This window comes from Labrenzia sp. THAF35 (assembly GCF_009363595.1).
Lineage (GTDB): Bacteria > Pseudomonadota > Alphaproteobacteria > Rhizobiales > Stappiaceae > Roseibium > Roseibium algicola.
Window position 1 is genome coordinate 4,586,960 of sequence record NZ_CP045380.1, and the last position, 22,211, is coordinate 4,609,170.

Annotated in this window: 31 protein-coding genes; 16 read left to right on the forward strand and 15 right to left on the reverse strand. The window is 56.3% G+C overall.

Annotated elements, in window-relative coordinates; genetic code table 11:
* Window positions 1-116: 116 nt before the first annotated feature.
* From FIU93_RS21020 to FIU93_RS21080, 13 genes are all read right to left on the reverse strand, one after another.
* Window positions 117-2,909, reverse strand: a complete 2,793-nt coding sequence (locus FIU93_RS21020) for a phage/plasmid primase, P4 family (RefSeq protein WP_152506639.1) — start codon at window positions 2,907-2,909, stop codon at window positions 117-119.
* The gene (locus FIU93_RS31905) at window positions 2,909-3,400 is read right to left on the reverse strand and encodes a helix-turn-helix domain-containing protein (protein ID WP_152506640.1); all 492 of its coding nucleotides are present in this window, start codon (window positions 3,398-3,400) and stop codon (window positions 2,909-2,911) included. The genes FIU93_RS21020 and FIU93_RS31905 overlap by 1 nt, the downstream gene beginning before the upstream one ends.
* Window positions 3,400-4,617, reverse strand: coding sequence for a phosphoadenosine phosphosulfate reductase family protein (locus FIU93_RS21030; protein WP_152506641.1), 1,218 nt, complete (start codon window positions 4,615-4,617; stop codon window positions 3,400-3,402). Before FIU93_RS21030 ends, FIU93_RS31905 begins: the two co-directional genes overlap by 1 nt.
* On the reverse strand, window positions 4,614-4,967 hold the full coding sequence (locus tag FIU93_RS21035; RefSeq protein ID WP_152506642.1) for an endonuclease: 354 nt from the start codon (window positions 4,965-4,967) through the stop codon (window positions 4,614-4,616). Before FIU93_RS21035 ends, FIU93_RS21030 begins: the two co-directional genes overlap by 4 nt.
* The gene (locus FIU93_RS21040) at window positions 4,967-6,154 is read right to left on the reverse strand and encodes a hypothetical protein (RefSeq protein ID WP_152506643.1); all 1,188 of its coding nucleotides are present in this window, start codon (window positions 6,152-6,154) and stop codon (window positions 4,967-4,969) included. The genes FIU93_RS21035 and FIU93_RS21040 overlap by 1 nt, the downstream gene beginning before the upstream one ends.
* Window positions 6,148-7,191, reverse strand: a complete 1,044-nt coding sequence (locus FIU93_RS21045; RefSeq protein ID WP_152506644.1) for a DNA methyltransferase — start codon at window positions 7,189-7,191, stop codon at window positions 6,148-6,150. The genes FIU93_RS21040 and FIU93_RS21045 overlap by 7 nt, the downstream gene beginning before the upstream one ends.
* Window positions 7,188-8,603 (reverse strand): helicase-related protein, encoded by a 1,416-nt coding sequence (locus FIU93_RS21050; protein WP_152506645.1) that lies wholly within the window; start codon window positions 8,601-8,603, stop codon window positions 7,188-7,190. The genes FIU93_RS21045 and FIU93_RS21050 overlap by 4 nt, the downstream gene beginning before the upstream one ends.
* A complete protein-coding gene (locus FIU93_RS21055) occupies window positions 8,600-8,803 on the reverse strand; it encodes a hypothetical protein (protein WP_152506646.1) in 204 nt (67 codons plus the stop codon). Before FIU93_RS21055 ends, FIU93_RS21050 begins: the two co-directional genes overlap by 4 nt.
* Window positions 8,800-9,018, reverse strand: coding sequence for a hypothetical protein (locus FIU93_RS21060; protein ID WP_152506647.1), 219 nt, complete (start codon window positions 9,016-9,018; stop codon window positions 8,800-8,802). Before FIU93_RS21060 ends, FIU93_RS21055 begins: the two co-directional genes overlap by 4 nt.
* Window positions 9,015-9,509 (reverse strand): hypothetical protein, encoded by a 495-nt coding sequence (locus FIU93_RS21065; protein ID WP_152506648.1) that lies wholly within the window; start codon window positions 9,507-9,509, stop codon window positions 9,015-9,017. The genes FIU93_RS21060 and FIU93_RS21065 overlap by 4 nt, the downstream gene beginning before the upstream one ends.
* Window positions 9,506-9,949, reverse strand: coding sequence for a helix-turn-helix domain-containing protein (locus tag FIU93_RS21070; protein ID WP_152506649.1), 444 nt, complete (start codon window positions 9,947-9,949; stop codon window positions 9,506-9,508). The genes FIU93_RS21065 and FIU93_RS21070 overlap by 4 nt, the downstream gene beginning before the upstream one ends.
* A gap of 207 nt (window positions 9,950-10,156) precedes the next feature.
* On the reverse strand, window positions 10,157-10,510 hold the full coding sequence (locus tag FIU93_RS21075) for a hypothetical protein (protein ID WP_152506650.1): 354 nt from the start codon (window positions 10,508-10,510) through the stop codon (window positions 10,157-10,159).
* A complete protein-coding gene (locus FIU93_RS21080; protein WP_152506651.1) occupies window positions 10,507-10,833 on the reverse strand; it encodes a hypothetical protein in 327 nt (108 codons plus the stop codon). Before FIU93_RS21080 ends, FIU93_RS21075 begins: the two co-directional genes overlap by 4 nt.
* 105 nt (window positions 10,834-10,938) lie before the next feature.
* On the opposite strand from FIU93_RS21080, the gene FIU93_RS21085 reads away from it, so the two are divergent.
* Window positions 10,939-11,502, forward strand: coding sequence for a helix-turn-helix transcriptional regulator (locus FIU93_RS21085; RefSeq protein WP_209010191.1), 564 nt, complete (start codon window positions 10,939-10,941; stop codon window positions 11,500-11,502).
* A gap of 750 nt (window positions 11,503-12,252) precedes the next feature.
* Here the strand turns inward: FIU93_RS21085 and FIU93_RS21090 are convergent.
* Window positions 12,253-12,957, reverse strand: coding sequence for a hypothetical protein (locus tag FIU93_RS21090; protein ID WP_152506653.1), 705 nt, complete (start codon window positions 12,955-12,957; stop codon window positions 12,253-12,255).
* 382 nt (window positions 12,958-13,339) lie between these two features.
* On the opposite strand from FIU93_RS21090, the gene FIU93_RS21095 reads away from it, so the two are divergent.
* On the forward strand, window positions 13,340-13,798 hold the full coding sequence (locus FIU93_RS21095) for a hypothetical protein (protein ID WP_152506654.1): 459 nt from the start codon (window positions 13,340-13,342) through the stop codon (window positions 13,796-13,798).
* Window positions 13,799-14,265: 467 nt separating this feature from the next.
* A complete protein-coding gene (locus FIU93_RS21100) occupies window positions 14,266-14,523 on the forward strand; it encodes a DUF2312 domain-containing protein (RefSeq protein WP_152506655.1) in 258 nt (85 codons plus the stop codon).
* Here FIU93_RS21100 and FIU93_RS21105 read toward each other — a convergent pair.
* Window positions 14,520-14,789, reverse strand: a complete 270-nt coding sequence (locus FIU93_RS21105) for a hypothetical protein (RefSeq protein ID WP_152506656.1) — start codon at window positions 14,787-14,789, stop codon at window positions 14,520-14,522. The two genes, FIU93_RS21100 and FIU93_RS21105, sit on opposite strands and share 4 nt — an antisense overlap.
* 113 nt (window positions 14,790-14,902) lie before the next feature.
* Here FIU93_RS21105 and FIU93_RS21110 point away from each other — a divergent pair, with 113 nt between their 5' ends.
* From FIU93_RS21110 to FIU93_RS21165, 13 genes are all read left to right on the forward strand, one after another.
* Window positions 14,903-15,166: a hypothetical protein gene (locus FIU93_RS21110; RefSeq protein WP_152506657.1), complete on the forward strand. Its 264-nt coding sequence runs from the start codon at window positions 14,903-14,905 to the stop codon at window positions 15,164-15,166.
* Window positions 15,167-15,185: 19 nt separating this feature from the next.
* Entirely contained in the window at window positions 15,186-15,947 is a 762-nt protein-coding gene (locus FIU93_RS21115; RefSeq protein WP_152506658.1) for a DUF2158 domain-containing protein, read from the forward strand.
* 9 nt (window positions 15,948-15,956) lie between these two features.
* On the forward strand, window positions 15,957-16,271 hold the full coding sequence (locus FIU93_RS21120) for a hypothetical protein (protein ID WP_152506659.1): 315 nt from the start codon (window positions 15,957-15,959) through the stop codon (window positions 16,269-16,271).
* Window positions 16,268-16,894 (forward strand): hypothetical protein, encoded by a 627-nt coding sequence (locus FIU93_RS21125; protein WP_152506660.1) that lies wholly within the window; start codon window positions 16,268-16,270, stop codon window positions 16,892-16,894. Before FIU93_RS21120 ends, FIU93_RS21125 begins: the two co-directional genes overlap by 4 nt.
* 4 nt (window positions 16,895-16,898) lie before the next feature.
* Window positions 16,899-17,156 (forward strand): GntR family transcriptional regulator, encoded by a 258-nt coding sequence (locus FIU93_RS21130; protein ID WP_152506661.1) that lies wholly within the window; start codon window positions 16,899-16,901, stop codon window positions 17,154-17,156.
* A gap of 13 nt (window positions 17,157-17,169) precedes the next feature.
* A complete protein-coding gene (locus tag FIU93_RS21135) occupies window positions 17,170-17,889 on the forward strand; it encodes a hypothetical protein (RefSeq protein ID WP_152506662.1) in 720 nt (239 codons plus the stop codon).
* Between the two features lie 4 nt (window positions 17,890-17,893).
* Complete coding sequence (locus tag FIU93_RS21140; RefSeq protein ID WP_152506663.1) at window positions 17,894-18,202, forward strand: hypothetical protein; 309 nt, start codon at window positions 17,894-17,896, stop codon at window positions 18,200-18,202.
* A 4-nt stretch (window positions 18,203-18,206) separates the two neighbouring features.
* The gene (locus FIU93_RS21145; protein ID WP_152506664.1) at window positions 18,207-18,482 is read left to right on the forward strand and encodes a hypothetical protein; all 276 of its coding nucleotides are present in this window, start codon (window positions 18,207-18,209) and stop codon (window positions 18,480-18,482) included.
* Between the two features lie 277 nt (window positions 18,483-18,759).
* Window positions 18,760-18,957, forward strand: a complete 198-nt coding sequence (locus tag FIU93_RS21150) for a hypothetical protein (RefSeq protein ID WP_152506665.1) — start codon at window positions 18,760-18,762, stop codon at window positions 18,955-18,957.
* 10 nt (window positions 18,958-18,967) lie between these two features.
* Entirely contained in the window at window positions 18,968-19,144 is a 177-nt protein-coding gene (locus tag FIU93_RS31470) for a hypothetical protein (protein WP_173017373.1), read from the forward strand.
* Window positions 19,145-19,399: 255 nt separating this feature from the next.
* The gene (locus FIU93_RS21155) at window positions 19,400-20,314 is read left to right on the forward strand and encodes a tyrosine-type recombinase/integrase (protein WP_173017374.1); all 915 of its coding nucleotides are present in this window, start codon (window positions 19,400-19,402) and stop codon (window positions 20,312-20,314) included.
* A 276-nt stretch (window positions 20,315-20,590) separates the two neighbouring features.
* Window positions 20,591-20,956 (forward strand): hypothetical protein, encoded by a 366-nt coding sequence (locus FIU93_RS21160; protein WP_075283005.1) that lies wholly within the window; start codon window positions 20,591-20,593, stop codon window positions 20,954-20,956.
* Between the two features lie 98 nt (window positions 20,957-21,054).
* Window positions 21,055-22,185 carry a carboxylate-amine ligase gene (locus tag FIU93_RS21165; RefSeq protein WP_152506667.1) on the forward strand — a complete coding sequence of 377 codons (1,131 nt, stop codon included), beginning with the start codon at window positions 21,055-21,057 and terminating at the stop codon, window positions 22,183-22,185.
* Window positions 22,186-22,211: the final 26 nt, after the last annotated feature.

The window sequence follows — 22,211 nt, forward strand, 5'->3', positions numbered from 1 at the left end:
ACACGCCAAACCCTCTTCAACCCTCATAAGTCATTGTTTTGATGAAGTTTCCCCACACCCCCAACCCTCATAGAACTGTCAGGAAACCCTCTCTAACCCTCTACAGAAGTGAGGGTTCAGTAGTCTGACCGCGTCTCATAAAGGGGTCCGGGGTCAGAGGGTTGAGGCACATCGGTGAGCTTGATCCCTTCGTAATAGATCCGCCCGTTCTTTGTCACCTTTTTTACTTGGTCCTTGATCGTTCGCCCGAACTTTGTTTCCGTCCTCACGCGCTTGGCGTTGGCCGTGCTCCAGTCCCGATATGCATTGTAAAGGTCACGTGCCTGGATCTCGCAGACCGGGTCTTCCCTGACGCAGGTCATCCAAAATTCCCCGATTGGGTCCATTTCCTCGTGATAGGAGTCGGTTTGCGCGCGCACGGCTGGAGCTATGAACAGTCCGTTCTGGAGATAGTCCAGGACGCCGGCAGCAAGCCAGGCAAGTATCCCGGACCCATCTTCGCGCACCAGCTCGGCGACCATTTCCTCAAAGTCACGCCGTTCGTTTTCCGGGATGATCTGATCCCAATTGACCAGAAGCATCCGTCGCCAGATGCCGTTGTCCGTCCCGTTGATCGTTGGAAGGCCGTTACCGGACATGTGCGGCGTTGCCACGTTATGGAACTCGAAATAGCCTTTGAACAATGTCCGGACGGGGAACGGCTCGCCGCCCGTAAGTTTCTTGATCAGGTCCTCATGGAGCGGCTCATCGCCGGGGACTTCCAGAATGCGAACCATCGTCTTACCGTAGAGCCGATAGAGATCCGGCGAAGCACCGCCAACAGATCGTTCACCGGAACCGATGATCGACTCCCTCGGGAGACCGACCATAAGGCCAGGGCCAAGCACGCGGGCCAGGGTTTCCAGAAACACGGATTTGCCGTTCGCCCCTCGGCCATAGTGGAACATGACAAACTGGGGCGACATCGCCAGAAGGCCGAGGCCGGCCACCTGCTGCACCGTTCTGCGCTTTTCCATGTCAGGCAAGCAGCGATCCAGAAACTTGGACCATTTCGGCGCAGGGCAGTCCAACCCGCGCCAGACGATCGGCACACTCGCCATGCGCCAGTCCTCGCGGCGATGCCCGTCAATCACCTGCAGTTCGGCAATGTACCTGTCAACGTCCGGGTCCGGGCAATCAGGGTCGATCTCACGCGTGAACTTGAGGGTATGGGACCTGGTTGAGACAAGAAGGGGATCGGGGTTGAACTCATCGGCCGGCTTGCGGATCTCCGAGACCGCCATCTTCAGCATCGCCTCCACCCTGCCGGCATTCTTGGAAGTCACCCCGAAGTTTGCACGGTTCGCCACCCGCTTTTGCCACGCCCGCAGAGCTTTCGCAGCATGCTTCACCGGCTCGGGGAAATCGCTCAAGGTCAGGAATGGTTGATCAAGCATCTCGCGCGGCCAACCGTCCTCGGCCGCCCTGTCGAGAAATTCTGTTTCGATAGGCGTTTCAAGAATATAGGCGGTTTCCAGGTTGATCAGATCGCCAACCTTTTTCGCCTTTTCCTGAACGCCTGCCAACCCGCCAGACATATCCCAATGCGTCCCGCACCAGTGCAGCCAATCGCCACCGGCAGACCCGTCCATCGCCAGAACAGCGAGATCCGACCCGAAGTGTGTCAGCAAACGCTTCGCATTGTCGGTATCGGAGGTATCGAGTTCCGCACATTCCCGCAAAGCATCGAGGGAAACCCCGTTTGCAATTGACGGATCTTCCGGCATGTCGGCGCCATGATCGGTACCGCCTACCACGCGAAAACCGCCTTCAGGTCCGGGAGGCCCATCCGGAATATCAGTATGCGGCGGGGGTTCTGCCTTCCGCCAACCACCACGCCGGGAGGCCCTGTCCTCCACCTCACGGCGGATTTCTTCAAGCCGTTGCTGTGCTTCGGCGGCATTGACCGACCCCGCCTCCAATCCACGGCGGATCTTTGCATCTCGCTCATTGGGGCCATCGACGCCTGTCATGCCATTGGCGTCGGCCGCATCCGCAAGTGCAGCCCAGACTTCCCGCTCCGACAACGCTCCGGCTGCAACAAACTTCCCGAGAGAAAAAGCAACGCTGTTCAAAGTCGAACCGCGCGTTCCTTCCGCTGCTGCCTTCACTTCGTTTGCGGCATTCGTCACGGCCGCCTGCACATATTTCCTGACGGCATCGCTGCCGGCGTCATTCTGGTTTGCCGGGCTCGGTAGTGTCCGGCCGGAAAAACCGGAACCGTACCCTCCCTTTTCAAACTGTTTTGCATGCCGGGCGAACGGCCCGCGCTGATAAATCAGATCAAGCAACAGTGGCGTTGCTTCTGCTGCCTCCCCCTCATCAGGACCGAGAGACCACTCATATCCGGCACCGTCCAGCATGACAGACGGCGGCACAATCACATATCCGCCATCACCCCGCCAATCGATGCCCTTCAGCTTCTTGGCAGCATTGCGCGGGGTCTCTTCGCCTTCAGGAAGCTTGAAATAATAGTGCGCGCCGCCAGATGGGGTTGTCGCCCGTAAACCGGGGGGCAAGTCACCAACAGCTGCTGACAAACGCTCTTCAACATCATCGAGCGTTTCCCCGTCGCGAGGGTCCAGGTCCACAACAAACACACCAGAGGCATTGCCTGTTCTCATGCCTATCAGCGCCTTGGGCCATTTGGTCCACCACGCACGGATCTGCTTTTCATCGCAGGTCGCCTTGTAGAGACCTCCGGTTTTCGGGATTGGATTGAAATTGGCGTCCCTGTCATTGCCGACAAGCGGGGACTTCGCCTGTTTCTTCTTAGCGCTCGGCACATCCGGCATGGGGTTGCAGGGAAAAACCGGCCACCCCGCGCGGGCATAGGCCAACGCAGCTTCAAGCACATTGCTCAACGGCATTACCTCCCACACCGCATGCCGGGTGCATCCCGTCCGATCCGTTTGGCGTGCTCCTGCACGCTGTAATAAACGGTGGTGTGATCCAATCCGTAGAATCGGCCAATGACATCCAACGACTTGTCAGTTCCGACGCGGGCGCCAAAAATCGCGCGCTGTCGGGCTGCGACAAGAGGGCTTTTCCGGCAAGTTCGTTTCAGGTCAGACAGAAAGAACCCCGTTCTGAGTGCAACCTTCATCGCGATTACGCGGCAGGTTCGGGAAGCCCCAAGACCCTCTGCCCTTATGATTTCCGCAATCAACCGGCGGCGCTTCAGGTCGTCAGATTGCTTTTCCATTTGTCGCGCATAGGGATCTGGTTTCGGCTTGGGTGGAACCACGACAATGGACCTGGACACAACAACCGGCAGACCGAGGCGCTCAGCCTCTTTCCGGGTTATCTGGTATGACCGTGATCCCGCGTGGACATGCAAAAGTTTCATTTGTGCCGTCATCACATCATCAGCGGCTGCACTGTGCCGTCCCCGTAAACAGTATCAAGTGGCGTGTCGGCGGTCGGCTCGGAACCAGTCCACCCTTTTGGCCATGTTTCCAAGGAGATCAATTCGCGAATGCGCGCTTCTTCCTCAGCGTTCAGAATGTCGATTTCCGGTCGACCGAGATTTCGCGCGGAGGTGTTTACCGCCTCTTGAATGGCGATGATCCTCGCCAGCGCCATGAGCCGCGCATCGAATGTCAATGGCCCCATCCGTTGTGGGTTCTTTGCGAGCGTGCCGTCTTTCAGCGTCTCTGCGCCAGGCTTGCGCAATCTGTGTTGGGGCAGACGCAGTTCGCGATAAAGCTGTTTCAGCCCCTGCAAAGGCTCCAGATAGTACCAGTCTGGATTGGTGAGAATGGTTTCAAGGGCAAGTTCACGACTTGCCAGCGGGCAACCGATACAGCCAGTCCGAGCAGCTATTTCGGCCGCCTCATCTCCACCATACGCGTCTGCTATTGATGCAGTTGCCCAGGAACCGTAATCGCGCATCGGTGCATAAATTTTCAGCCAATCCCACACGTTGCAAACACGCCAGTGAAGGATTGGCGCTAACGTAGCGATGCGGCCACGAATACCTTTGGCATTCGGCAGAACCTGCTGATACCACCCCTGCCCGCACTCTGCCCCGTCTTTGCCGCAAGACATAGCTATCCGCTGATCTCGTACCGCGCTTTCCCCCTGCCGGACGCCCGTGATCATCAAGATGCTGCTGTCAAGTTCTTCGATCCGAGCGGCCAAGGCATCGGTCATCGGATCGACCTTGATCTGCCGCGTACACCAGCGAAGCGTATTGTTATTGGGAGGCGGAACACCTCGGCCGAGCATATAAACCAAAAATCGTTTATCGAGCGGCGCGGTCACAATCTCCAGGTTGATGTTGCGCTCAGCAAGTTGACGCATGATCAACTGAGCCGCTATTGCCAACGGCGGCAACTCCTGGCGCGTATCGGCATAAAAAACTGAAAGCGTTTTCGGTGGCGCAAGTCGGCCTGCATCTAACAGGTGGACAATCAGTGTCAGCACTGCTGACGAGTCTTTTCCACCTGACCAGGCAATCCCCCAATGGTCATGCTGCTGTCCATAGGCCTGCATCGACTGCAACGTCATTTCCACCGCATCGTCGTAAACCAGGCGCTGCCCGCCTTCGAAGAGCGTCGACTGAAACTCCCTCATGCCGCCTCCGCATCCGAACTTGGATAAGTTCTCTTTTTGTTCCGAAATGCTTCCGGTATTTTTTCCGGATCAGGCGTTTTGCGGACGGCGTTGCCGCAACATGAGCACCAGCGAGGCGTGTCGCGCCTGGACTTGAGCCACGCTTCAAAATCGCGCCCCGCCAGTGGGAACTCATGCGCCAAGGTGACTTTGCAACCCGCTGCGACTGCGGCTTTCACCAAGGGCGATCCGGCAGAGAGGCATTCCGTATGCTCACGTACCCGCCGTTCCGCCGTCTCATCGGGCGTATATCCGATGTAATGACCGGCATGCAGATACGGCGGGTCGAAATGGAGAACATAAACAGTCATTACGCCACCTGCGCGGCGGCATCGGCGTCGTTGTCACCACTGCGCGCCAACGTCAGAAGCGATTTTCTGGTGAATTCATTTCCGTTTCGCACGGGCATGAGCACAATGAGGGCTTTGGAGCCTTCATGGCTTAAATAGACCGGCGCATTGCTCTCAGTCCCGCGAATGACAAGTTCGTCTGCCTTCCGGTTCAGGCGGCAGATTTCCATGAGGTAGGTTGAGCTTGCAGACCAGATACTGTTCGCCATCCGCGACCAGTTCTCGGCTGTCCCCTTGTCGAGACGCTCTGCACATTCTTCGCCGTCTGAACCTTTGCAGGTCACAACAACAAGGTCGCCCGATGCGTTGGCGCAAATATCGACCGCGCGCCAGCTTCCATTCCTGGACGCCAGCTTCATGCGGCCGAGGACCCCAAGAAACTCGCGGGGCGATATCTTCAATTCAGCAGCGTCGGCCGGGAGATCGGGAACAACGCGCGTCCAAGCCGGATAAGTTCCATCAATCAGCTTGGATTTCAGCCAGTTTCCACCCGGCAGGTGAAACACCATCTGCTTTTCTCCGCGCATCACCCGCTCAGGCTGAGCCAAACCAAGCAACGCCGGCAATGCCAGTCGCGGAAGGATCGGGTTGTCCTGGCAGTCATGGGCATATTGATAGGCAATCAGGTGATGCCCGGTAGTCGCGACGATGACGCCATTTCCTTCCTGGTCTCGGCTGAAACAAACCCCGTTCAGATAATACCGGGTCTCTTCGGTCGAAATGAAAGGCTGGCAGGTTTTCAAAGCCTCAAGCAAACCGTCCGGAGAAGCCATCTCCTGCAGATCATCGTCCCTGACCGTCCACTCGGGGAAATCTTCCGCTGGATAGGACGGGAGGTAATAGCGACCGCCCGCAAATGTCACGAACACGCCGTAGCCGCTCCGGTCTGTATCCTGAAGCCTTAACTTCGTTTTCTGCGGCAGGCCTCCAACAAGATCCAGAAGCTGGAAGAACGGGATGGCCGCACTGCCTTCGAACCGCTTTGCGGCAAACTTGATGCGGATTTCCAGATCCAGATTAGTGCCGGTCACAGCCCCGTCTTTCAGCAAGACAGCGCCGAGAACCGGTATGCAGTTCCGGCGATAGATCACCGGCTTGAGGGCATCCAGCGCAGTTTTCAGTTCACCTGCCGTTGTTTCGATCAGCATGCCATTGCTCCTTTCGGCTCCACTTCGGAAAAGAACTGAGGCGCATTGGCTTCCGCATCGGCTAGGTTCTTCGCCGCGTCGCGCCAGTAGTTCGGGTTGAGTTCGATGCCCAGAAACTTTCGATCCGCTCTCAGGGCCTGATAGCCTTCGGAGCCGATGCCGGCGAAGGGCGACAGCACAACGTCACCAGGGTTTGACCAAAGCCGGATACAGCGATCGATGATGTCGAGCGGCATCGGGCAAAGGTGCTTTTCCGCATCTTCGTTGGCAGCCTGCTTGACGTTCAGGACATTGGTTTCACTGGTATCCAGCCAAACCGGATCGGCCCATTTCTGCCAGATGTCGAGCGCTTCCAGATATCGCGGATCTTGTTTCTGCAGCTTGTCGGAAAGCGCTGCATAATCGGGCAGCTCCAGCCCGTCCGGCGTCCGGTTCGATACGAACTGAACGCCCTCACCGCCCCACTCCGGCCACAGGCCCGGCAGGTGCACAACGGGCTCTGCCTGGTCACCGTCTGCCCATTTCCGGAAAGTGATGATGTATTCCGGCAGGCCTTGACGAACCCGCGCGGCGTCGAGCCGGAAATTCTTGTAGAGCAGCCCGTCCGGTTTGGACTTGGTCATTTCCCGGACCGGGCAACGGCGCACGGTCACCTTGGAATGAAGCGTCCAATCGGCCGCCTTATGTGTTTTGATGCAGTCGCCGGAAAAGTCTGTCAGGCCACGATCGCCCTTTGCCGAGGCATTGGAGTAATAGACCAGGTCCTTGACATGGATCGAACACAGCCGCCCCGGCTTCGTGATACGGAACAACTCACGCGCCACGAAGCTATAGGCCTCCTGAAACGCTTCATTGTTTTCCACGTTGCCCATGTCACGGGCACTTTCGGAATAGATGTAGAGATTGGCGAAGGGAGGCGAGAAGACGCTGAAATCAACGCTGTTGTCTGGCAGCTGCGCCAACACCTCGACACAGTCGGCATTCCACAACGTCCAATTGGCCCCTACGGCCACATCGATGCAGGAAATCTCAGTCATGACACCATCCAGGCCGGCAGGCCTGACCTCTTGTTCGGTTCGTATGCCTGGTAGACCGACGACGACCGGGATGCGCGCGCCATGGCAGCGGTCATTTCCCGCTTCATGGTCTGGTGATCGGCTGCCTTGCGGGCCTGCGCGTTCCAGATGCCGTTTTCGGTGTCGGTCCCGACGATATGCGCCTGCACGGGCCGGGTCTGCCCGAACCGCCAGCAACGGCGCAAAGCCTGGTAATAGGTCTGGTAGCTGAAATTGATCCCGGCAAAAGCCATCCGGGCACAGTGCTGCCAGTTGGACCCGAAACCGGCGATCGATGGCTTGGTCAGCAACCGGTCCAGCTCTCCGCGTGCAAAGGCATCGAGCTTTTCTTCCTTTTCATCGATGTGCTGCGAACCGCTCACCTCGACGATGTCGCCAAGGCAATCACGCAGGGCCTCGGCCTCGTAGTCGGTATCGCACCACACCAGCCAGATCTCATCGGGATCTGCCGACAGGATATCGGCAACCTTTTCAGCGCGGGCAACGCAGCTGCGCCGCTTCTCGGTATGAATGGACGTTGCGGAGTTCTCAGGCACACGGAACAACCGCCCCTGCCCGTTCCGTTCCTCGCCCGTGTCGCTGAAAACGTCCGCACGCAGGATGTGGCGCAAGGTTTCCAGTTCCGGCAGTTCATACCCCTCATCGGAAAACCCGAGATCTGACGGCATGGAAACGCAGCGCGCCCAACTCGCAACCCACTCCCAGAATGGGCCGACAGCGGCGCGCTTCAGCCGGTACTTGCCCATCTGGCGGCTGTCGTTGATGAACCAGCGGGTCAGCATTTCAGCTGACCGCATAATGCCGAGAAAGCTTGCGTGCTGGCCGAGTTCGGTCGTGTCGTTGGGTGCAGGCGTCGCCGACGCAGACAGGCGGAATGGGGTTCGTTCAAACGCCTTCGTCAGCTTGCGGGTGGTTGCCCCGGTGAAGTTTGCAATGATCGAGCTTTCATCAAGGATGACACCGGAAAACATGTCCGGATCGAACCGCTCAAGCCGCTCGTAATTCGAGATGATGATCCGTGCGCCGTCCGTTGGCTTGGCCTCGCGGCGATAGACCGCGTCAATGCCCCAGCGCTCCGCTTCACGCTCATGTTGCAAACCTACCGCAAGCGGCGCCAGCATCAGGACGGGCTTGTTCGTATGCTCGACAACAACCCGGCCCCATTCCAACTCGTCAAACGTCTTGCCGAGGCCGGTATCCTTGAACAGCCCCGCGCAACCGCACCGCAAGCCGAACTCGACGCAATGCGCCTGCAGAGGTTTCAGGTTGCTGTTAAGCTCAGGGATCTTGATCAATCCGGAGGGCTCGAAGGCCACCCGCTTGCGCGTGATATGATCGTGATACGCGCCAAGGGAAGAAGCATGGGCATTCATTGCGCAGTGCCTCCCCGTGCAGCTTCAAGCCCCCATTCCACAAGAATGCGAACCTGCTCGTTGAAGCTGGTACGTTCAGAAATCGCGCGCGCCCGGATCTCGGCGAACAGTTCGTCCTCGAAGCGGCAAACGGTTTGAAGATGCTCTGGAAAACGCGGGTCGCGGGTCCCTTTGGCGACAGGCCTGGTTTGCGTTCTCACCGCATCACCTCCGGATCTTCCGGGAAGAGATGCGGATGGGTGAGAACAGCGGTCACCGCACCAAGCTCTTTCAGAACCGTCATGCGCGCCGCGATCTTCTCTTCACCGTCCTGCGCCGGCACATAAATGTCTCTCGGCCCTTCGGGATGAAACACCCACAACACCGCTGCAGGCGGGTCCAGTTCCGCAATCTGCTCAGCTGTCATCTTCATCATTCCGGGTCTCCTTCGGTGCGGCCGAGCGGCGTCAGCGCGTAGGCGCGGCCGTCGCGGGTCAAGAGGTCGGCAGAAACAAGAAATTCGAGGGCCTTGCGCACAGCGGCCGGGCCGACGCGCAGGTCCATTGCAGCGCCCTCGACAAAGATGCGATCGGGACCGGCATCGAGATCGCGCTGCGCCTGGCGCAAGAGCGTCTTTTCCAGACCGGACAGCGGCGGCATGGTCCCCGCCCGCCAGACAAACAGAATGTCGCCATCCTGGTCGCGACGGGCTTTCAACTGCCGTGCGCACAGGGCGATCTCGACAATGTCGTGCGCTTCAAGGAACAGGAGCCCGTGATAACTGGCGATATCGATGACACGGACACCGTCCGGATGCCGCTTGGCGAGATAGTCCATCGCGACGGGGTCGATCACCTGATCGGACTTCCGGACAAAGTCATTCATCGGAGCGAGCAAATCAGGAAGGATGCGCGGAGACTGGTTCATTGCACACAATCCCGATTGCCTGATCGGAGTGTGCAGTGCTTCAGCAGCTTCGCTTTATTGTCGGGCGTGAGGTACCAACCCCAGCCCCACTTTGTACTGATATCGATGCCAAGTGGGCGCAGGAACTTCCTTAGGTGACAGATGTATACGTCAACAATTTTCGAACTCGGCTCATCCCCCGCCCGATCGCTGAAAAGCGCCGCCATCGCAGCGTCTTTTGTCATCAGGTTTCGAGCGAGAAGGCACCGCAGGACGGTCGCCCAGGTCTTTCTCAAATGCCACTCAAACGGGAACTCTATTTCCGGCTTGATCAACTGGCTCTTGAGGTACTCAACCTCGTCTTCCAACGCCTGAATGCGCGCATCTTTGATGTCGATCTTTTCGCGCAAAAGTGCTTCTGCGCTTCTGCCGCCTTTACGGTATGCCTGGATTGTGTCCATCGCCCTTACCCTCACGCCTTCGAGGATCTGCGGCACAAATCGGCCAGGCAAAACCAACTTTTTCCCCACCACTTGCCAACCCACGCTCCGCCGCGACCAATGGCGCGAAACGTGACTTCTAGAACCGCAAGGCCCTGTTGACCGTGCGTTTTTCTTTCTGTACTCGGTTTGTTCTGCCCGTACATTCCGGCCTCCAAACAAAGGGATTTACTGGTCGAGCATCCGTTGCAGCTCGGCGATGTCTTGAAGTGCTTTTTCACGCTGCGCGTTGCGAGCGGCTTCACTCAACCAGCCCGGTGTCTCAGGCAGCAGCACTGAGAGAAATTCCGGGCCGTATACCCAGATAGCCGTCACCAAATGGGCAGCGCGAGGCGCAGAAGGGGTAGACCCAAGCCAGCCTTCCACCGTGCGCAACGACACACCTAGATCATCTGCGACTTGTGCAGCCGTTCCAGTCGGATACCGCTTGCGAAAGAATGTTGCCAAACGGGCCATATCCACTCCCAAAGCCTGCGGTCGGTTCCGCAGGATTTGCGTGTCGTTTCCGCAGGAAATGGTCATTGGCCTTCCCCTATATTGGCTTCATCAAATTCAACAGAACGAGGGTCTTGAGCAGTGTTGTCGTTTGCATTTTCCAGATCGGAGATCAGCAACCGCTCCTGCTCGGTAAAAACCAATTCTTCAAGAGAGATCGGCTTTCCGCGACGGATTAGCTCACACCAAATCAGGAACAAATTCCCACCTGGAACGCGACCATCCGCGCCACCTTTGCTCTTAGGTGAGCGCCAGCGGAAAACCGAAGAAGTGTCTTTTCCGACCAGTGCCGCAGTGGCTTTCAAGCCACCACACGCACGGACGACGAGAACTGCAGGATCTTTGCTCATGAGGCGACTATGAGATTATCGCATATTAATTGTCAATATCCTCATTTCAGAAAATATGAGAATTACGGCAGTGCGCCGATTTGCGAAAATATGCAAAATTCTCCTATGAATGAGATCGACGCACGAACCCGCATAGCCACGTGGCTAAAAAACGCACTTGATGAGACAAGACTCTCGCAGGTGGACCTGGCGCGAGAAATCAAGAAGCGCCAGATCAATTTGGATCAATCCAAAATAAGTCGGATCATCAACAATGATCGAGGAATGTCCGCAGAGGAAATGCTGGCTGCGGCAGAAATCCTGAACGTCCCCCTTCCCACCATCGGAACAACACAACCAAGGTTCTTGGCGTCGGATGGTAACGAAATGACTGAAGAGGACTTCAATCCAGACCTGTCTGATTTAGCCCTGAAAATTACCAAGGAACTTGAAGCAAGTGAGTTCCAGGGTGAGATGCATCCTGACACTTATATCGAAGCATCGGCCTTGATTTATAACATGTTAAGAGGTGCCGGAGCCTGGCATCCGCAGCTGTTTGCTGCATCGCGAAAAATGATGGCCAAAGTACAAAAGGAACGCAACCTTACGAATTTGTCCTTTACAGATTACGTGAAATCGGTTGCGATATACTACCGTACATTGGCACAAGCTGAAAAAAATTCCACTTAAGCGTGCCTTAGCTTAGACAGGCTCAGAATGAATTTTCGAAAAATCTCTACGGAAGGATTATTGCAACCCGGAGCACAACCAAGGATTGGTCTGGAGAGGTTGTTCAATCTTATGCTTCGCGCTCAAAAGCACAATTTAATGTGGATCATACTCGATGAATGCGAAAACGAGTTCAACCACAGAAAGCTCCATAAGCTTTCACTGAAGGAGCAGGAGAAACTCTACAATATTGCCCGTGACGAGATAGCCAGCTACTGGCACCGTAATGAAATTATTGAGTTTTCTACCCCAAGGGAAACCGTTCAATGAGTTGCGATATCCATACCGAGCCCTGCGACCTGGTTGACAGGGGGTACGTAGATGAAAAAGCGAAATACCTCCTGACATTATGGCGCCAAACCAAAGGTGAAATTGAAGACCCAAATTTGTTTGAAGGCATTGCGCCGTATCTGGTTCGCTTCGCCGGCCACGTCCCCGAAACGGACAGTCCGGAGATCCAGTTTGTGGGCCGTGCGAGTCTCTTAGGCAGATCTGTTAAGCTGGCCCGACGCACCAAGAGCGACCGACGCAAGTTGTTCAAGACTGAACATAGAAAGACCTTGCGCGCAGGATTTGAACTGGCACTGTGCGAACCCACTCTTCAGCTTGTGCAGGATGACTTTGCTACTGACGATGGCCTCTGCAAAATGACCTATGAGAAGCTTTCTCTGAGATGGAACGCAAACGGAATTCCGTTTCTGTTCAGCTATTCTAAGCTTCTAAATATTTCGCCGCTAGAACGTCGATCACATCCAGCAGCTGCACACGATCGTTTACAGCTGCAACCAGATCAGGGTCTATGGAGGCAGGCGGGTCGTCCCACCGAAGACCATTTTCATACGTCGTTGTGAACCCGTACGCGAGCGGATATCTCATAGACCAATCGCGCGGTTTCACCCAGGTCATGTACCAATCTGCACTGAATTTCTGTGCGGCAAGCAAGAGCATGAACGGCCCGAATAGCTTAGGCAAACCCTTGCCCTGGAAACCCTTTTTCTGCAGAGCAAACTCTCCGAAGTAAACGATCCGGCCACGCATACGTCGCCAAAATCGCGGCTGTACTGCACTTGCTTTTGCGTTCTCCGACTTCTTACCCGGATAACATCGGTGCCAATATCTCGGCAACCAATCCGCCATACTTCCTTCGCCGAGATCGTCCATCCTAACAGCGTTTAACGCGACTAGGTTTTCGTCCGCATCAAAGCCACCAACCCAGAAAGCGTTTGCTTCTGAGTAGGTGTTGAGAACGGTTGAAAAATGAGGGGTGAGTTCTTTCTTGTCATCGATCGGCAAGAGTTGCTCAAGGCGCTCAAAACTTGTGTCGTACCGAACGGTCACGCCAAGTTTCGATATTTCACTTTCCAACGCCGCAATTAATTTGCTGAGCTGGATTGGATCGACCGTACCCAACTGCATAAATTCTCCTTCTCAAAATATGGAAAATACGCTTTTCACATTTTCCTATTGACATCAACTATGTGTTTTTCTCATATTGCGTTCTAGATAGGAGGCGCGGATCGTTCTCCGTGCGCTTTTTTAGCTCGAAAAAATCGGCTTACACGATTCAGAGCCCAAGGCAGCAGAATTGACAAGGGCATGACCGAAACAACCGAAATCTTAGCTCAGGCCAAAACTTTGGAGAACGTGCTTCGCGGTATTGCGGGCACATCTTTCGAACCTAGCTGGATCGGCTTGAGCGAAGCTGCAGTCGAAATCACCAACGATGGCAATGAATGCTGCCATTGTGCCGTCTGTCGCGGTAGCGTTTCCGCAAAAGTTTCAATCAGGAGACGCACAAATGAGTTTCGTTCAAAACACCTGGTCCAGCCTGAAGGTCCTGAAAAACGGACTGGAATGGTTTCACACGGCAACACACGAAGAGCCGGAATACCGGGTTTGGATGGTCGGCACGCTGGTCGACAGCCTGCAAAAGTGCATCGCGCGGTTGGAGGCCGAGATCCGTTACTACCACTCAGCAAAAAGCCCTACGCGCGCTCTTGCCATCACGGAACCGGACGGCTCCCAGCGGTACGTGCATGGCGCGCAGGTGGAAACCTTGTGCCTGCGCTTGCCCGGCTCGGCCGAGGATGCCGTTGTCTACGGCAAACCTGCAGCCTTGAAAGCAATTGCCGACGCATTGGCCGCCAATGGTCAGCCGGTGTACGGCCCCGCTCCCATCCATGAACTTGCTCAGCAACTGGCAGACGCATGCGATCCGCCGGGAAATGGAGATACGAATGAGCATCGAAGTTCTTGATCTTATTGCCCACGGCACCCCCTACGCGGCGACAGGGCTTTCCGGCCTTTGCATCGCCGCCGTTTTCTGGATGCAGCACCGCCAGGGTGTAAACAAGCCCCGCTCGCGATCTTCCAATTCCCTGATTTTCGGCCAGTGGCCAAACCTTTCCTGCCCCGTAGACAGCAATGCCGACGCCACCTCCCCGTCGCTGCACTCGGGCAGGTTCGGCCGGAGTGTTGGCAGCTCCGCTCCGGCCGGCCCCTTTTCCCTTATCAACCGGACACAGATCCGGACTGCGCCGCCCCATCGGAGAGCCGAAGCTTCATGCCCTCAAGCGGAAAGGACAGCCGAATGAAATAGCAGACACAAGGGACGGCGCCCGGACCTGACCACGTACAAATCCCTGAAAGGCGCGCCGTCCTGCCAAGCAGATTTTGGACCCTCAATCTGTTTCGCAGGACTTCCCCAAAACCAAGGAGATCGAAATGAGTGATCCAGGCGGCGTTGCCGGCGACCAGCTGCGTGCTTTTGTCGAGCGCATCGAGCGGCTCGAAGAAGAGAAGAAAGTCATCTCGGATGACATTAAGGACGTCTACGCCGAGGCCAAGGGCAACGGGTTTGACGTTGGCATCCTCCGCAAGGTCGTATCCCTGCGAAAGAAACAGCCGCACGAGCGCGAAGAGGAAGAGGCCGTTCTTGATCTCTACCTGCACGCCCTCGGCATGGCGGGTGGAGCTGACTAATGTTCCGAGACCGGAAACGCAGCAGCCTTCAACTGCCTTTCGACCCGGGCAACCTGCTCAGTCGCGCGCTTGTGAAATTCAAGAGCGCCTGGGCTGTCTGCCCCAGACGGATCGAAATGCGACCGGAGCTGAGCGAGCACGTTGGTGAACGTGACCTCCGGCTCGGGCGAGTCCGCGATAAGGCTTCCCGTAACGTCAAACAAAAGACGCTCGGTCACGGCAAGTCGCACAATGAGATCGTTCAGCATTTCGTTGATGTCGGCCACAGCACACCCCCTCAAATCGCCCCGGAGACGGCTTCACTGTACCGGGCATATGTCGATTGGAGTGATCGCTGTAGCACACGGCTGATGCAACCGGAAGCGGAGGCTATTTCCTGATGCCTCAAGTTTCCGCCCTGCAAGTTGCCGATGCAAAACGTTTGCAGCCGCCGGCCGCTCACAGGGCGGAACGGCTCCTGACCGATGCTGGCGACCTGATTGCCGAAATCGGCACACTCAAAACGGATCTGGAAGCCTGCCTTGAGATCCGCCCCCACGACAAGGCCGAGATCCTCCGCCTTGTCGAAAACCTCAAGAAGCGCGCCATGACGCTGCACGGCCAGGCAGTGCAGGCCTGTCAGGCAATCAAGGAAGGCCGATAACGGCCGGAAAGGAAGCGGAATGCAGTTCATCCACGTCCACGGGCCGGCAGCGACCGGCAAGACATTGAACCGCGATCTGATCGCCGAACACTTTAATTGCGACATGATTATCGATGACGGCAGGCTCGTCCAACACGGCACGCACAGGGCACTGGTTCTGTGCCAGGAAGCACCGGATGAGGACACCCCCTCTGATGGCACTTTCGATATCGGTACCACCCGTAAGTATATCCTTAACCACCCAGGATATGCCGGTCGGTGGATTGAGCCGTCGCCGAAACTTAAACCCAAAGAGACCTCGCAAGAGGACAACCTGTCCAGTCTCTTCTTTCGCGTTCCGAGATCTTTAGTGCCGACTGACCCGCGGGTGGAGATTCGCAACACGGTCCATTTTGACGATCTGAAAGAACCGGACCCGGATTATCTGTGCCCCGACACGCGCAAAATGGCGGAAAACATGATCGGCGCCATGATGCAGACGCCCGACATCTACCCACGCGCTCTGTATGGCCGCCAGCCCTGCGAAATCGATGTTGCGTGCAATGCCCCGCCGATGGGGGAAGATGGTCAACCGGCTACGGAAACACCTCAATTCAAACTCGGCGCGGTGGTTCGCCTGAAATCCTGCGTCAAACCGATGACGGTGGTGTCTGACCGCTGCGGCAACACCTATGACGTCATGTGGTTCGACGGCACCGAATTGAAAGAAGAGTCTTTCCACGTCGATTGTCTGGCTCCCAGCGAACCCGACATTGACCATCGCTTCGATGTTCCGTGGTGAGACAATCAGATGTTTGACAACTCCCACAACACTTGGCGCCAGGGCCGATTTATCGAGCTTGCTAGCTACGATATGCGGTCTCCGGCCTGGAAGGACACGCAGCGACAGACCGAAGCGTATCTGGTTCGATCGTCACCAAGACAAAACGCGATTTGCACCGCGTGTACCCCGTGCGCTGCAGTTTGGATCGCCGAACGGCTCAACTTAGCCGCCGATCTGGAACGCCTCGTCACCGATTTTGCGCGCGGCGAAACCGATGGCCAGAAACTCAAAGACTTCATTCGCTCGAAAGAGCAATCACCGGCAAGGAACCCTGTCCCATGACACAGCATGCCAATCCTGTTTCCGCCCGCTGCATGGCAAACCCGATGCTGATGGCATCCGGCCGCGCAGTCGATCTCGCTAACCTTGCGCCCGCCGGTATTTTCTGGCCTGACCTCGTCGAGGCGCTTGTGAAGATACCCCGCTTCAATGGCGCAACACCTCATGTTCACTACAGCGCCGCGCAGCATTGCTGCCTGATGTACGATCGGGCACTCGATGCGCACAAGGCTCATGCCCTGCTGTCTGATTTCCATGTCGCGTTTTCCTGCGAGCCCGCTTGGCCGTTCCTCGCGTTCGCAGCGGCAAAAACCGACTTCGCCGACGCCTTCATGGACGCGATCCGCGAGGCGAAGGGCGAACTGACCGACGCCATCTATGCAGCCGCTGGCCTTCCGGTAGATGAAGACGACGAAATCGCCATGGCTCGGCTTAAGTACCTTCAGATCCTCGACAAATCCGTGACCGCAACCGAGGTTCGAGATCTCCTGAAGGCAAGCGCCGTCATGGAAACATGGCACCTGCCGAACCCCTTCAAGGAAGTCATCAAGCCCTGGGGCCTGGACGAAGCCCGCACCCAGCTAGAGTTGCGCCTTACCTTCATCGGCATCCGGACGCGGGGCTAAGACCGTGTCCGAGGCAAAAAGAGACACCCAGCGAGCCCTCAAGGCAGCCCAGGAAATTCTTGACGGTCGCGGCATGGATGATGCGGCTGCCGTCATGGTGACGCTTGAGCACGCAGTGGCGACACTTCTGATGGCCCTCTACCGCGATCATGCCTTCGCCGCCTCGATGCTGAATGAAAGCCTGGTACCGGGCATCGAGGCCAGGATCGCCCGCACCCGCACATCATCCAATTCCGCCTGCTGGCGGCTCGCAGAGCAGTAAGAAAGGTTCTTTCATGCCTGATCACTATCTGTCTGATGAAATGATTTCCGAGTTTTGGCCTGAGGCAAAAACGGCGGAAGATCGCGACGAATTACGCAAGCAGTTTCATGCGCTCATGGCTCAGCTTAGACGTGTTTGGTTCCGAAGGCTTCCTCGCCACCATGAACTATTTGCCCAAATCACCGCCGAGAAGGCAAAAGAACTTCCAATCCGGGTTGCCGAGCTTGAAGACGCTCTCGCAGGACTGCCCAACCACTGGCATCAGTATCAATGGAAAGCTGATAAAAAACCGGTCTTCGGAGAGAAGTATATTCGCTCGGTCTACGGAGATAACGGCAACGGAGCGGGACGTCAGGCAATTGCCGTTGTTCCTCATCAAAAAGAATACTTTGGCACGGTCGCTGATTTCATCGCGGCCGCAAATCCCGACACGGTTACGATGCTGCTGGCAAGGCTGAGAGATCTTGAAACTCAGACGCCCGAGATACCAGCGCTCGATTGGGAAGAGCCGAGCAGCAAAAACAATCAGTGCTGGGTCGCACGCACCATCATCGGCGAATATTGGGTAGCCTTCGAAGACGGATGGGACGCCGGCCTCGAAGACGGCCCGAAGAGTTGGGAATGGGAACCGGAATATGATCGCAGATCGTACGAAGGGCCGCACGCAGCCATGAAGGCCTGCCAACAGCACTATTCGAGCGTTCTCAACAGCGCGTTGCGGCCCGCGCGGTAACTCCATGGCGGCAGCACAGAACATGCGGATCTACAAGAAGCGCGCCAAACGTGCGCGTGAGATCCTGACTTGTGAGTTCGGTTACAGGTCCAACAGCTTCGACACCCTGAAACCGGATGACGAAGCTGGATACGAGCTTCTCGGCAATATTGATGGCCCTGAGCCGTTGACCGGGACGCCTGTTGTTGTCGAGAGGGACTATTGGACGGCAGACTGCAACATCGCATGCTGCGTCGAGTATGTCCTGGACCATCTTTTATGGGACGTTTCACACGCTCAGCTTAACCGCCGTTACAGCCAAATGCGAGGGTAAGGACATGGGAGCAACGCAAAATCACCCGTCCGTCGCACCGCGCGGCCTTAGCCGTGCTGATGCAGCACGGTATGTCGGTGTCGGTGTCAGTCTCTTCAATCAGATGATTTCGAAGAACCTCATGCCCCCAGCGCGGGCAATTGGTGGCCGGCACGTCTGGGATATTCGTGAGCTTGACGCAGCATTTGACGAACTTCCCCACATGGACGAAGGTTCAACTTCACCGCTAGTAGCTGGGAACGATGATCCCGCCGGCAGTCCTGACAACGATTTTGTTTAGCACCAGATGGGAGCCATAGATGCCGGCAAGTCCTGATCGGAAGCCATGCGCGGTCTGCACAAAATGCGGGATCTATGGGCGCTCGATGCAATTCATTAATGAGCAATGCGGCCAGCGCATCGGTAAAAAGCGATGCCAGGGCGTAATGGGTAGCGCTCTTGGGAATGACGACTGGATTGAATGCCCTTCTTGCGACGGTACCGACCGTAGCTGCCCTACATGCCAGGGGACCGGCTGGAGATACAACCGGCGTTGATAGAGAGCCAAGGAACCAAGCATGACATACAGCTGGACCACAGCAGCTGCTCACCCCCCCTTCGTTCAGTTCGTCATTGAGAACATTTCAAACGATGACGTTCCCGACTTGTCTGCATGGCCGTATTCGGCTCAAACTTACAAGATGCTACGCGGCCAAATCTTGGCTGCATTGGGTGAAAAGAAAACACCTTCAGCAGGATTGAAGCTGAAGGGATAGGAGTGACCAAATGGCCGTATATTCGAGCGAAAATGGCGAAGAAGTCAAAAAGCTTATTGAGGAAATGAATGAGATCCTCAACAAGATTAAAGAGTTGAGCGCAACCGGTGATCTCCAGGGAATTCTGGAAATCGAGAAGCGACATCACGAAATCGCCAATCGACTTCGCGAACTCCAAATTTCCTGATTTGATTTGCCGAATAAGGAGGCGTCCATGACCAGGAAGATTAAAGGTGTAGTGAAAGACACCGACCGGCATGGAAACGTCAGGGTATATTTCCGGCCGACTGAAGGGCCGAAGGTTCGATTGCATGAACCATACGACAGCGCAGAGTTTCACGAAGAGCTTGCATGTGCCCGGCTAGGCCTTCCCTACAAGAAGGCTTCTGACCAGGCTGACGGTCCCGAGATCAGCAAAATACGCCGTGGCTCTTTCGGCTGGTTGACCGAGAACTACCTGTCTCGCGCGCCCATGGCAGATAGCACCAGGGCGCAGAAGCGTCGAGTGCTCACAGCGATCGGCGACGAAACCTGTCTCAGCAAGTCTGGCACCCCTCTCCGCCACATGAACTACAACGGCCTGACACGCAAACATATTGCGCTGTTACGGGATCAGAAACGAGACAAGGTCGAAGCCGCAAACCACCGCGTCAAGGCACTGTCGGCCTTATTCGTCTGGGCGATCGATGAGGAGTTTATGACTGAGAACCCGGCATCCTCTGTGAAGAAGTTCAAGGGAAACGCCGGCGGACATCACACCTGGACCGATATGGAACTCGAACAATTCGAGGATCGACACCCCAAGGGAACCAAGGCACGGCTCGCCTACACGATTTTCCGCTACACAGGCCTGCGGATCTCCGATGTTGCCAGGTTCGGGAAACAGCACCTCTACTGGCGCAATATCACCGTTGACGATGAAACCGGTGACACTGAGAAGGTCCAGTTCTTCAGGATCAAGACCTTCAAGGAAACCGGCGCGAAAGAACCAGTGTGGATCGACATGCCGGTATTGCCGCCACTCGCAGAAGCCCTTGCCGAGGCAGACTCGGATCACCTCACCTTCCTTATTTCCGATCACGGCAAGCCATTCAGCGTCAAGGGCCTCGGAAACAGGATGCGCAAGTGGTACGACGAGGCCGGCCTAAAACATTGTTCTTCGCACGGCATCAGAAAAGCCGATGCTGTAATCGCCGCTGAGAGCGGTGCAACCGCGAACCAGCTGCTTTCCATGTTTGGATGGGTAAATATCAAACAGGCTCAGCGCTACACCCGCGCAGCGAACCGGCGCAAGCTTGCAGAAACCGGCGTTCACAGCCTTCTTGGAACCAAGAAAGTGGGACAATCAAAAAGCTAACTGCTTGATATTCAATAACCTGCAAACTGTCCCACTCTTCTACTAAGTTATTGATTTCATTAAATCTGGCACGCCCGGTCGGGGCCTCCAGACACTTTTTCAGATCATTGCATGTTTTCAGGCGTTCGTTGTCTTGAACGAAGCCGATGCTACATCTTTCCCTACGTCATGTTAACTTCTGTCCAGAAGCCTTGAAAAAGGGGATGTGCAATGAAAACACCAGGTGGAAGTCCGCCAGCGCCAGGCAAACCGGCGCGAGTGATCACGACATCAACCATGAAACGCGTTGAACCGCCCCGGCCGCGCAAGACACCGCAAGCGGTATCCGCCAGCGACAATACCGCGGCTCTTGTGGAAGCCTTGCGCCAGCGCATCAATGACCTGGAAAACCGAATAGCTGATCTGGAAAGCGTGATTTCGCTACAGAACCAGGATGTCATCATCAGTGCGCCTAAAAGCGTGCTCATCCAGGGCATGGACACTGTCGAGATCTCGGCCGGCAGCAAATTCAAGGTTTCTGCCAGCATGACCGAGACAAGCACACCCATCGTCAGGTTTTCCGGCATTCTTGAGTGCGACATCGTCAAGGCGAACACGGTGATGGGTGCTGCCTATACGCCTGGCGCGGGTAACATCTGGTAGTTTTTGGCAAGGATGCGGGTGTCGATCGTATCTCAGGTGCTCCATCCGCATTTATCCTGCCTTGACCGACCGCTGTAACAGCACGGAAGCTGCCTGGCATGAAGGAACCGAGTTTCAGCATTGGCGTCGAGGAAGAATATCTCCTTGTCGACAGATCGACCCGCATGTTGGCGAGTTCGCCGCCACCGGAACTGTTCAAGGCCTGCGAAAGCGCCCTCGAAGGACGAGTCAGTCCTGAATTTCTGAAATGTCAGATCGAGGTTGGAACACCGGTTTGCTCCAGTCTGCAGGAAGTCCGCACGGAACTCGGTTATTTCCGCAAGACCATTGCGCGCGAGGCGGCAGTGTTCGACCTGGCGCCGATTGCGTCTTCAACCCACCCGTTCGCCGACTGGACAGACCAGCCGCACACAGACAAGGAACGTTACAACGAGATCGCCAGGACCATGCAGCTCGTGGTCAAGCGCATGGTGATCTGCGGAATGCATGTTCATGTCGGTATCGAAGACGAAGAACTGCGCATCGAGCTGTTCAATCAGCTGGCCTATTTCCTGCCGCACCTGCTCGCACTCAGCACTTCATCCCCGTTCTGGCGTGGTCGGAACACCGGCCTGAAGTCCTATCGCTTATCGGTTTTCAACGAAATGCCGCGGACCGGCCTGCCACCTGGATTCGACAGTTACTTCGACTATCGGCACACGGTCGACATCCTCGTTCGCGCCGGTGTCATCGAAGATGCCACCAAGATCTGGTGGGACCTGCGCCCCTCCGACCGGTTTCCGACACTGGAAATGCGCATTACCGATGTCTGCCCGTTGCTTGACGATGCCGTCGCCATAGCGGCGACTTTCAGATGCCTGTGCCGCATGCTTTACCGCTTGCGCCGCGCCAATCAGGGTTGGCGGCAATATTCACGGTTTCTCCTGGCGGAAAACCGCTGGCAGGCACAACGACACGGCACAAATGCACAACTGATCGATTTCGGCCGCAACGAAACGGCAGCCTTTCCGGACATGATCGAGGAACTGATTGAACTCATTCTTCCGGACGCAGTTCATTTTGACTGCGTGTCCGACGTGAACCATTTGAGGGAGATCGCCGCCAGGGGCACCTCCGCAGAACGCCAGCTGGAACTGGCTGGTGATATTCCTGAAGACGGTCACCTGCCCCAGGACACTCTCGACAGGATTGTCGACCTGTTGATTTCCGAGACCCAACGAGGGCTTTGATCAATCCAATCTTGGGTCGGTTCTCG

Excerpts from the sequence above, each read along its gene's own strand:
- FIU93_RS21020 (WP_152506639.1), bottom strand. The coding sequence starts at position 2,909 with ATGCCGTTGAGCAATGTGCTTGAAGCTGCGTTGGCCTATGCCCGCGCG.
- FIU93_RS31905 (WP_152506640.1), bottom strand. The coding sequence starts at position 3,400 with ATGACGGCACAAATGAAACTTTTGCATGTCCACGCGGGATCACGGTCA.
- FIU93_RS21030 (WP_152506641.1), bottom strand. The coding sequence starts at position 4,617 with ATGAGGGAGTTTCAGTCGACGCTCTTCGAAGGCGGGCAGCGCCTGGTT.
- FIU93_RS21035 (WP_152506642.1), bottom strand. The coding sequence starts at position 4,967 with ATGACTGTTTATGTTCTCCATTTCGACCCGCCGTATCTGCATGCCGGT.
- FIU93_RS21040 (WP_152506643.1), bottom strand. The coding sequence starts at position 6,154 with ATGCTGATCGAAACAACGGCAGGTGAACTGAAAACTGCGCTGGATGCC.
- FIU93_RS21045 (WP_152506644.1), bottom strand. The coding sequence starts at position 7,191 with ATGACTGAGATTTCCTGCATCGATGTGGCCGTAGGGGCCAATTGGACG.
- FIU93_RS21050 (WP_152506645.1), bottom strand. The coding sequence starts at position 8,603 with ATGAATGCCCATGCTTCTTCCCTTGGCGCGTATCACGATCATATCACG.
- FIU93_RS21060 (WP_152506647.1), bottom strand. The coding sequence starts at position 9,018 with ATGATGAAGATGACAGCTGAGCAGATTGCGGAACTGGACCCGCCTGCA.
- FIU93_RS21065 (WP_152506648.1), bottom strand. The coding sequence starts at position 9,509 with ATGAACCAGTCTCCGCGCATCCTTCCTGATTTGCTCGCTCCGATGAAT.
- FIU93_RS21070 (WP_152506649.1), bottom strand. The coding sequence starts at position 9,949 with ATGGACACAATCCAGGCATACCGTAAAGGCGGCAGAAGCGCAGAAGCA.
- FIU93_RS21075 (WP_152506650.1), bottom strand. The coding sequence starts at position 10,510 with ATGACCATTTCCTGCGGAAACGACACGCAAATCCTGCGGAACCGACCG.
- FIU93_RS21080 (WP_152506651.1), bottom strand. The coding sequence starts at position 10,833 with ATGAGCAAAGATCCTGCAGTTCTCGTCGTCCGTGCGTGTGGTGGCTTG.
- FIU93_RS21085 (WP_209010191.1), top strand. The coding sequence starts at position 10,939 with ATGAATGAGATCGACGCACGAACCCGCATAGCCACGTGGCTAAAAAAC.
- FIU93_RS21090 (WP_152506653.1), bottom strand. The coding sequence starts at position 12,957 with ATGCAGTTGGGTACGGTCGATCCAATCCAGCTCAGCAAATTAATTGCG.
- FIU93_RS21095 (WP_152506654.1), top strand. The coding sequence starts at position 13,340 with ATGAGTTTCGTTCAAAACACCTGGTCCAGCCTGAAGGTCCTGAAAAAC.
- FIU93_RS21100 (WP_152506655.1), top strand. The coding sequence starts at position 14,266 with ATGAGTGATCCAGGCGGCGTTGCCGGCGACCAGCTGCGTGCTTTTGTC.
- FIU93_RS21110 (WP_152506657.1), top strand. The coding sequence starts at position 14,903 with ATGCCTCAAGTTTCCGCCCTGCAAGTTGCCGATGCAAAACGTTTGCAG.
- FIU93_RS21115 (WP_152506658.1), top strand. The coding sequence starts at position 15,186 with ATGCAGTTCATCCACGTCCACGGGCCGGCAGCGACCGGCAAGACATTG.
- FIU93_RS21120 (WP_152506659.1), top strand. The coding sequence starts at position 15,957 with ATGTTTGACAACTCCCACAACACTTGGCGCCAGGGCCGATTTATCGAG.
- FIU93_RS21125 (WP_152506660.1), top strand. The coding sequence starts at position 16,268 with ATGACACAGCATGCCAATCCTGTTTCCGCCCGCTGCATGGCAAACCCG.
- FIU93_RS21135 (WP_152506662.1), top strand. The coding sequence starts at position 17,170 with ATGCCTGATCACTATCTGTCTGATGAAATGATTTCCGAGTTTTGGCCT.
- FIU93_RS21140 (WP_152506663.1), top strand. The coding sequence starts at position 17,894 with ATGGCGGCAGCACAGAACATGCGGATCTACAAGAAGCGCGCCAAACGT.
- FIU93_RS21145 (WP_152506664.1), top strand. The coding sequence starts at position 18,207 with ATGGGAGCAACGCAAAATCACCCGTCCGTCGCACCGCGCGGCCTTAGC.
- FIU93_RS21150 (WP_152506665.1), top strand. The coding sequence starts at position 18,760 with ATGACATACAGCTGGACCACAGCAGCTGCTCACCCCCCCTTCGTTCAG.
- FIU93_RS31470 (WP_173017373.1), top strand. The coding sequence starts at position 18,968 with ATGGCCGTATATTCGAGCGAAAATGGCGAAGAAGTCAAAAAGCTTATT.
- FIU93_RS21160 (WP_075283005.1), top strand. The coding sequence starts at position 20,591 with ATGAAACGCGTTGAACCGCCCCGGCCGCGCAAGACACCGCAAGCGGTA.
- FIU93_RS21165 (WP_152506667.1), top strand. The coding sequence starts at position 21,055 with ATGAAGGAACCGAGTTTCAGCATTGGCGTCGAGGAAGAATATCTCCTT.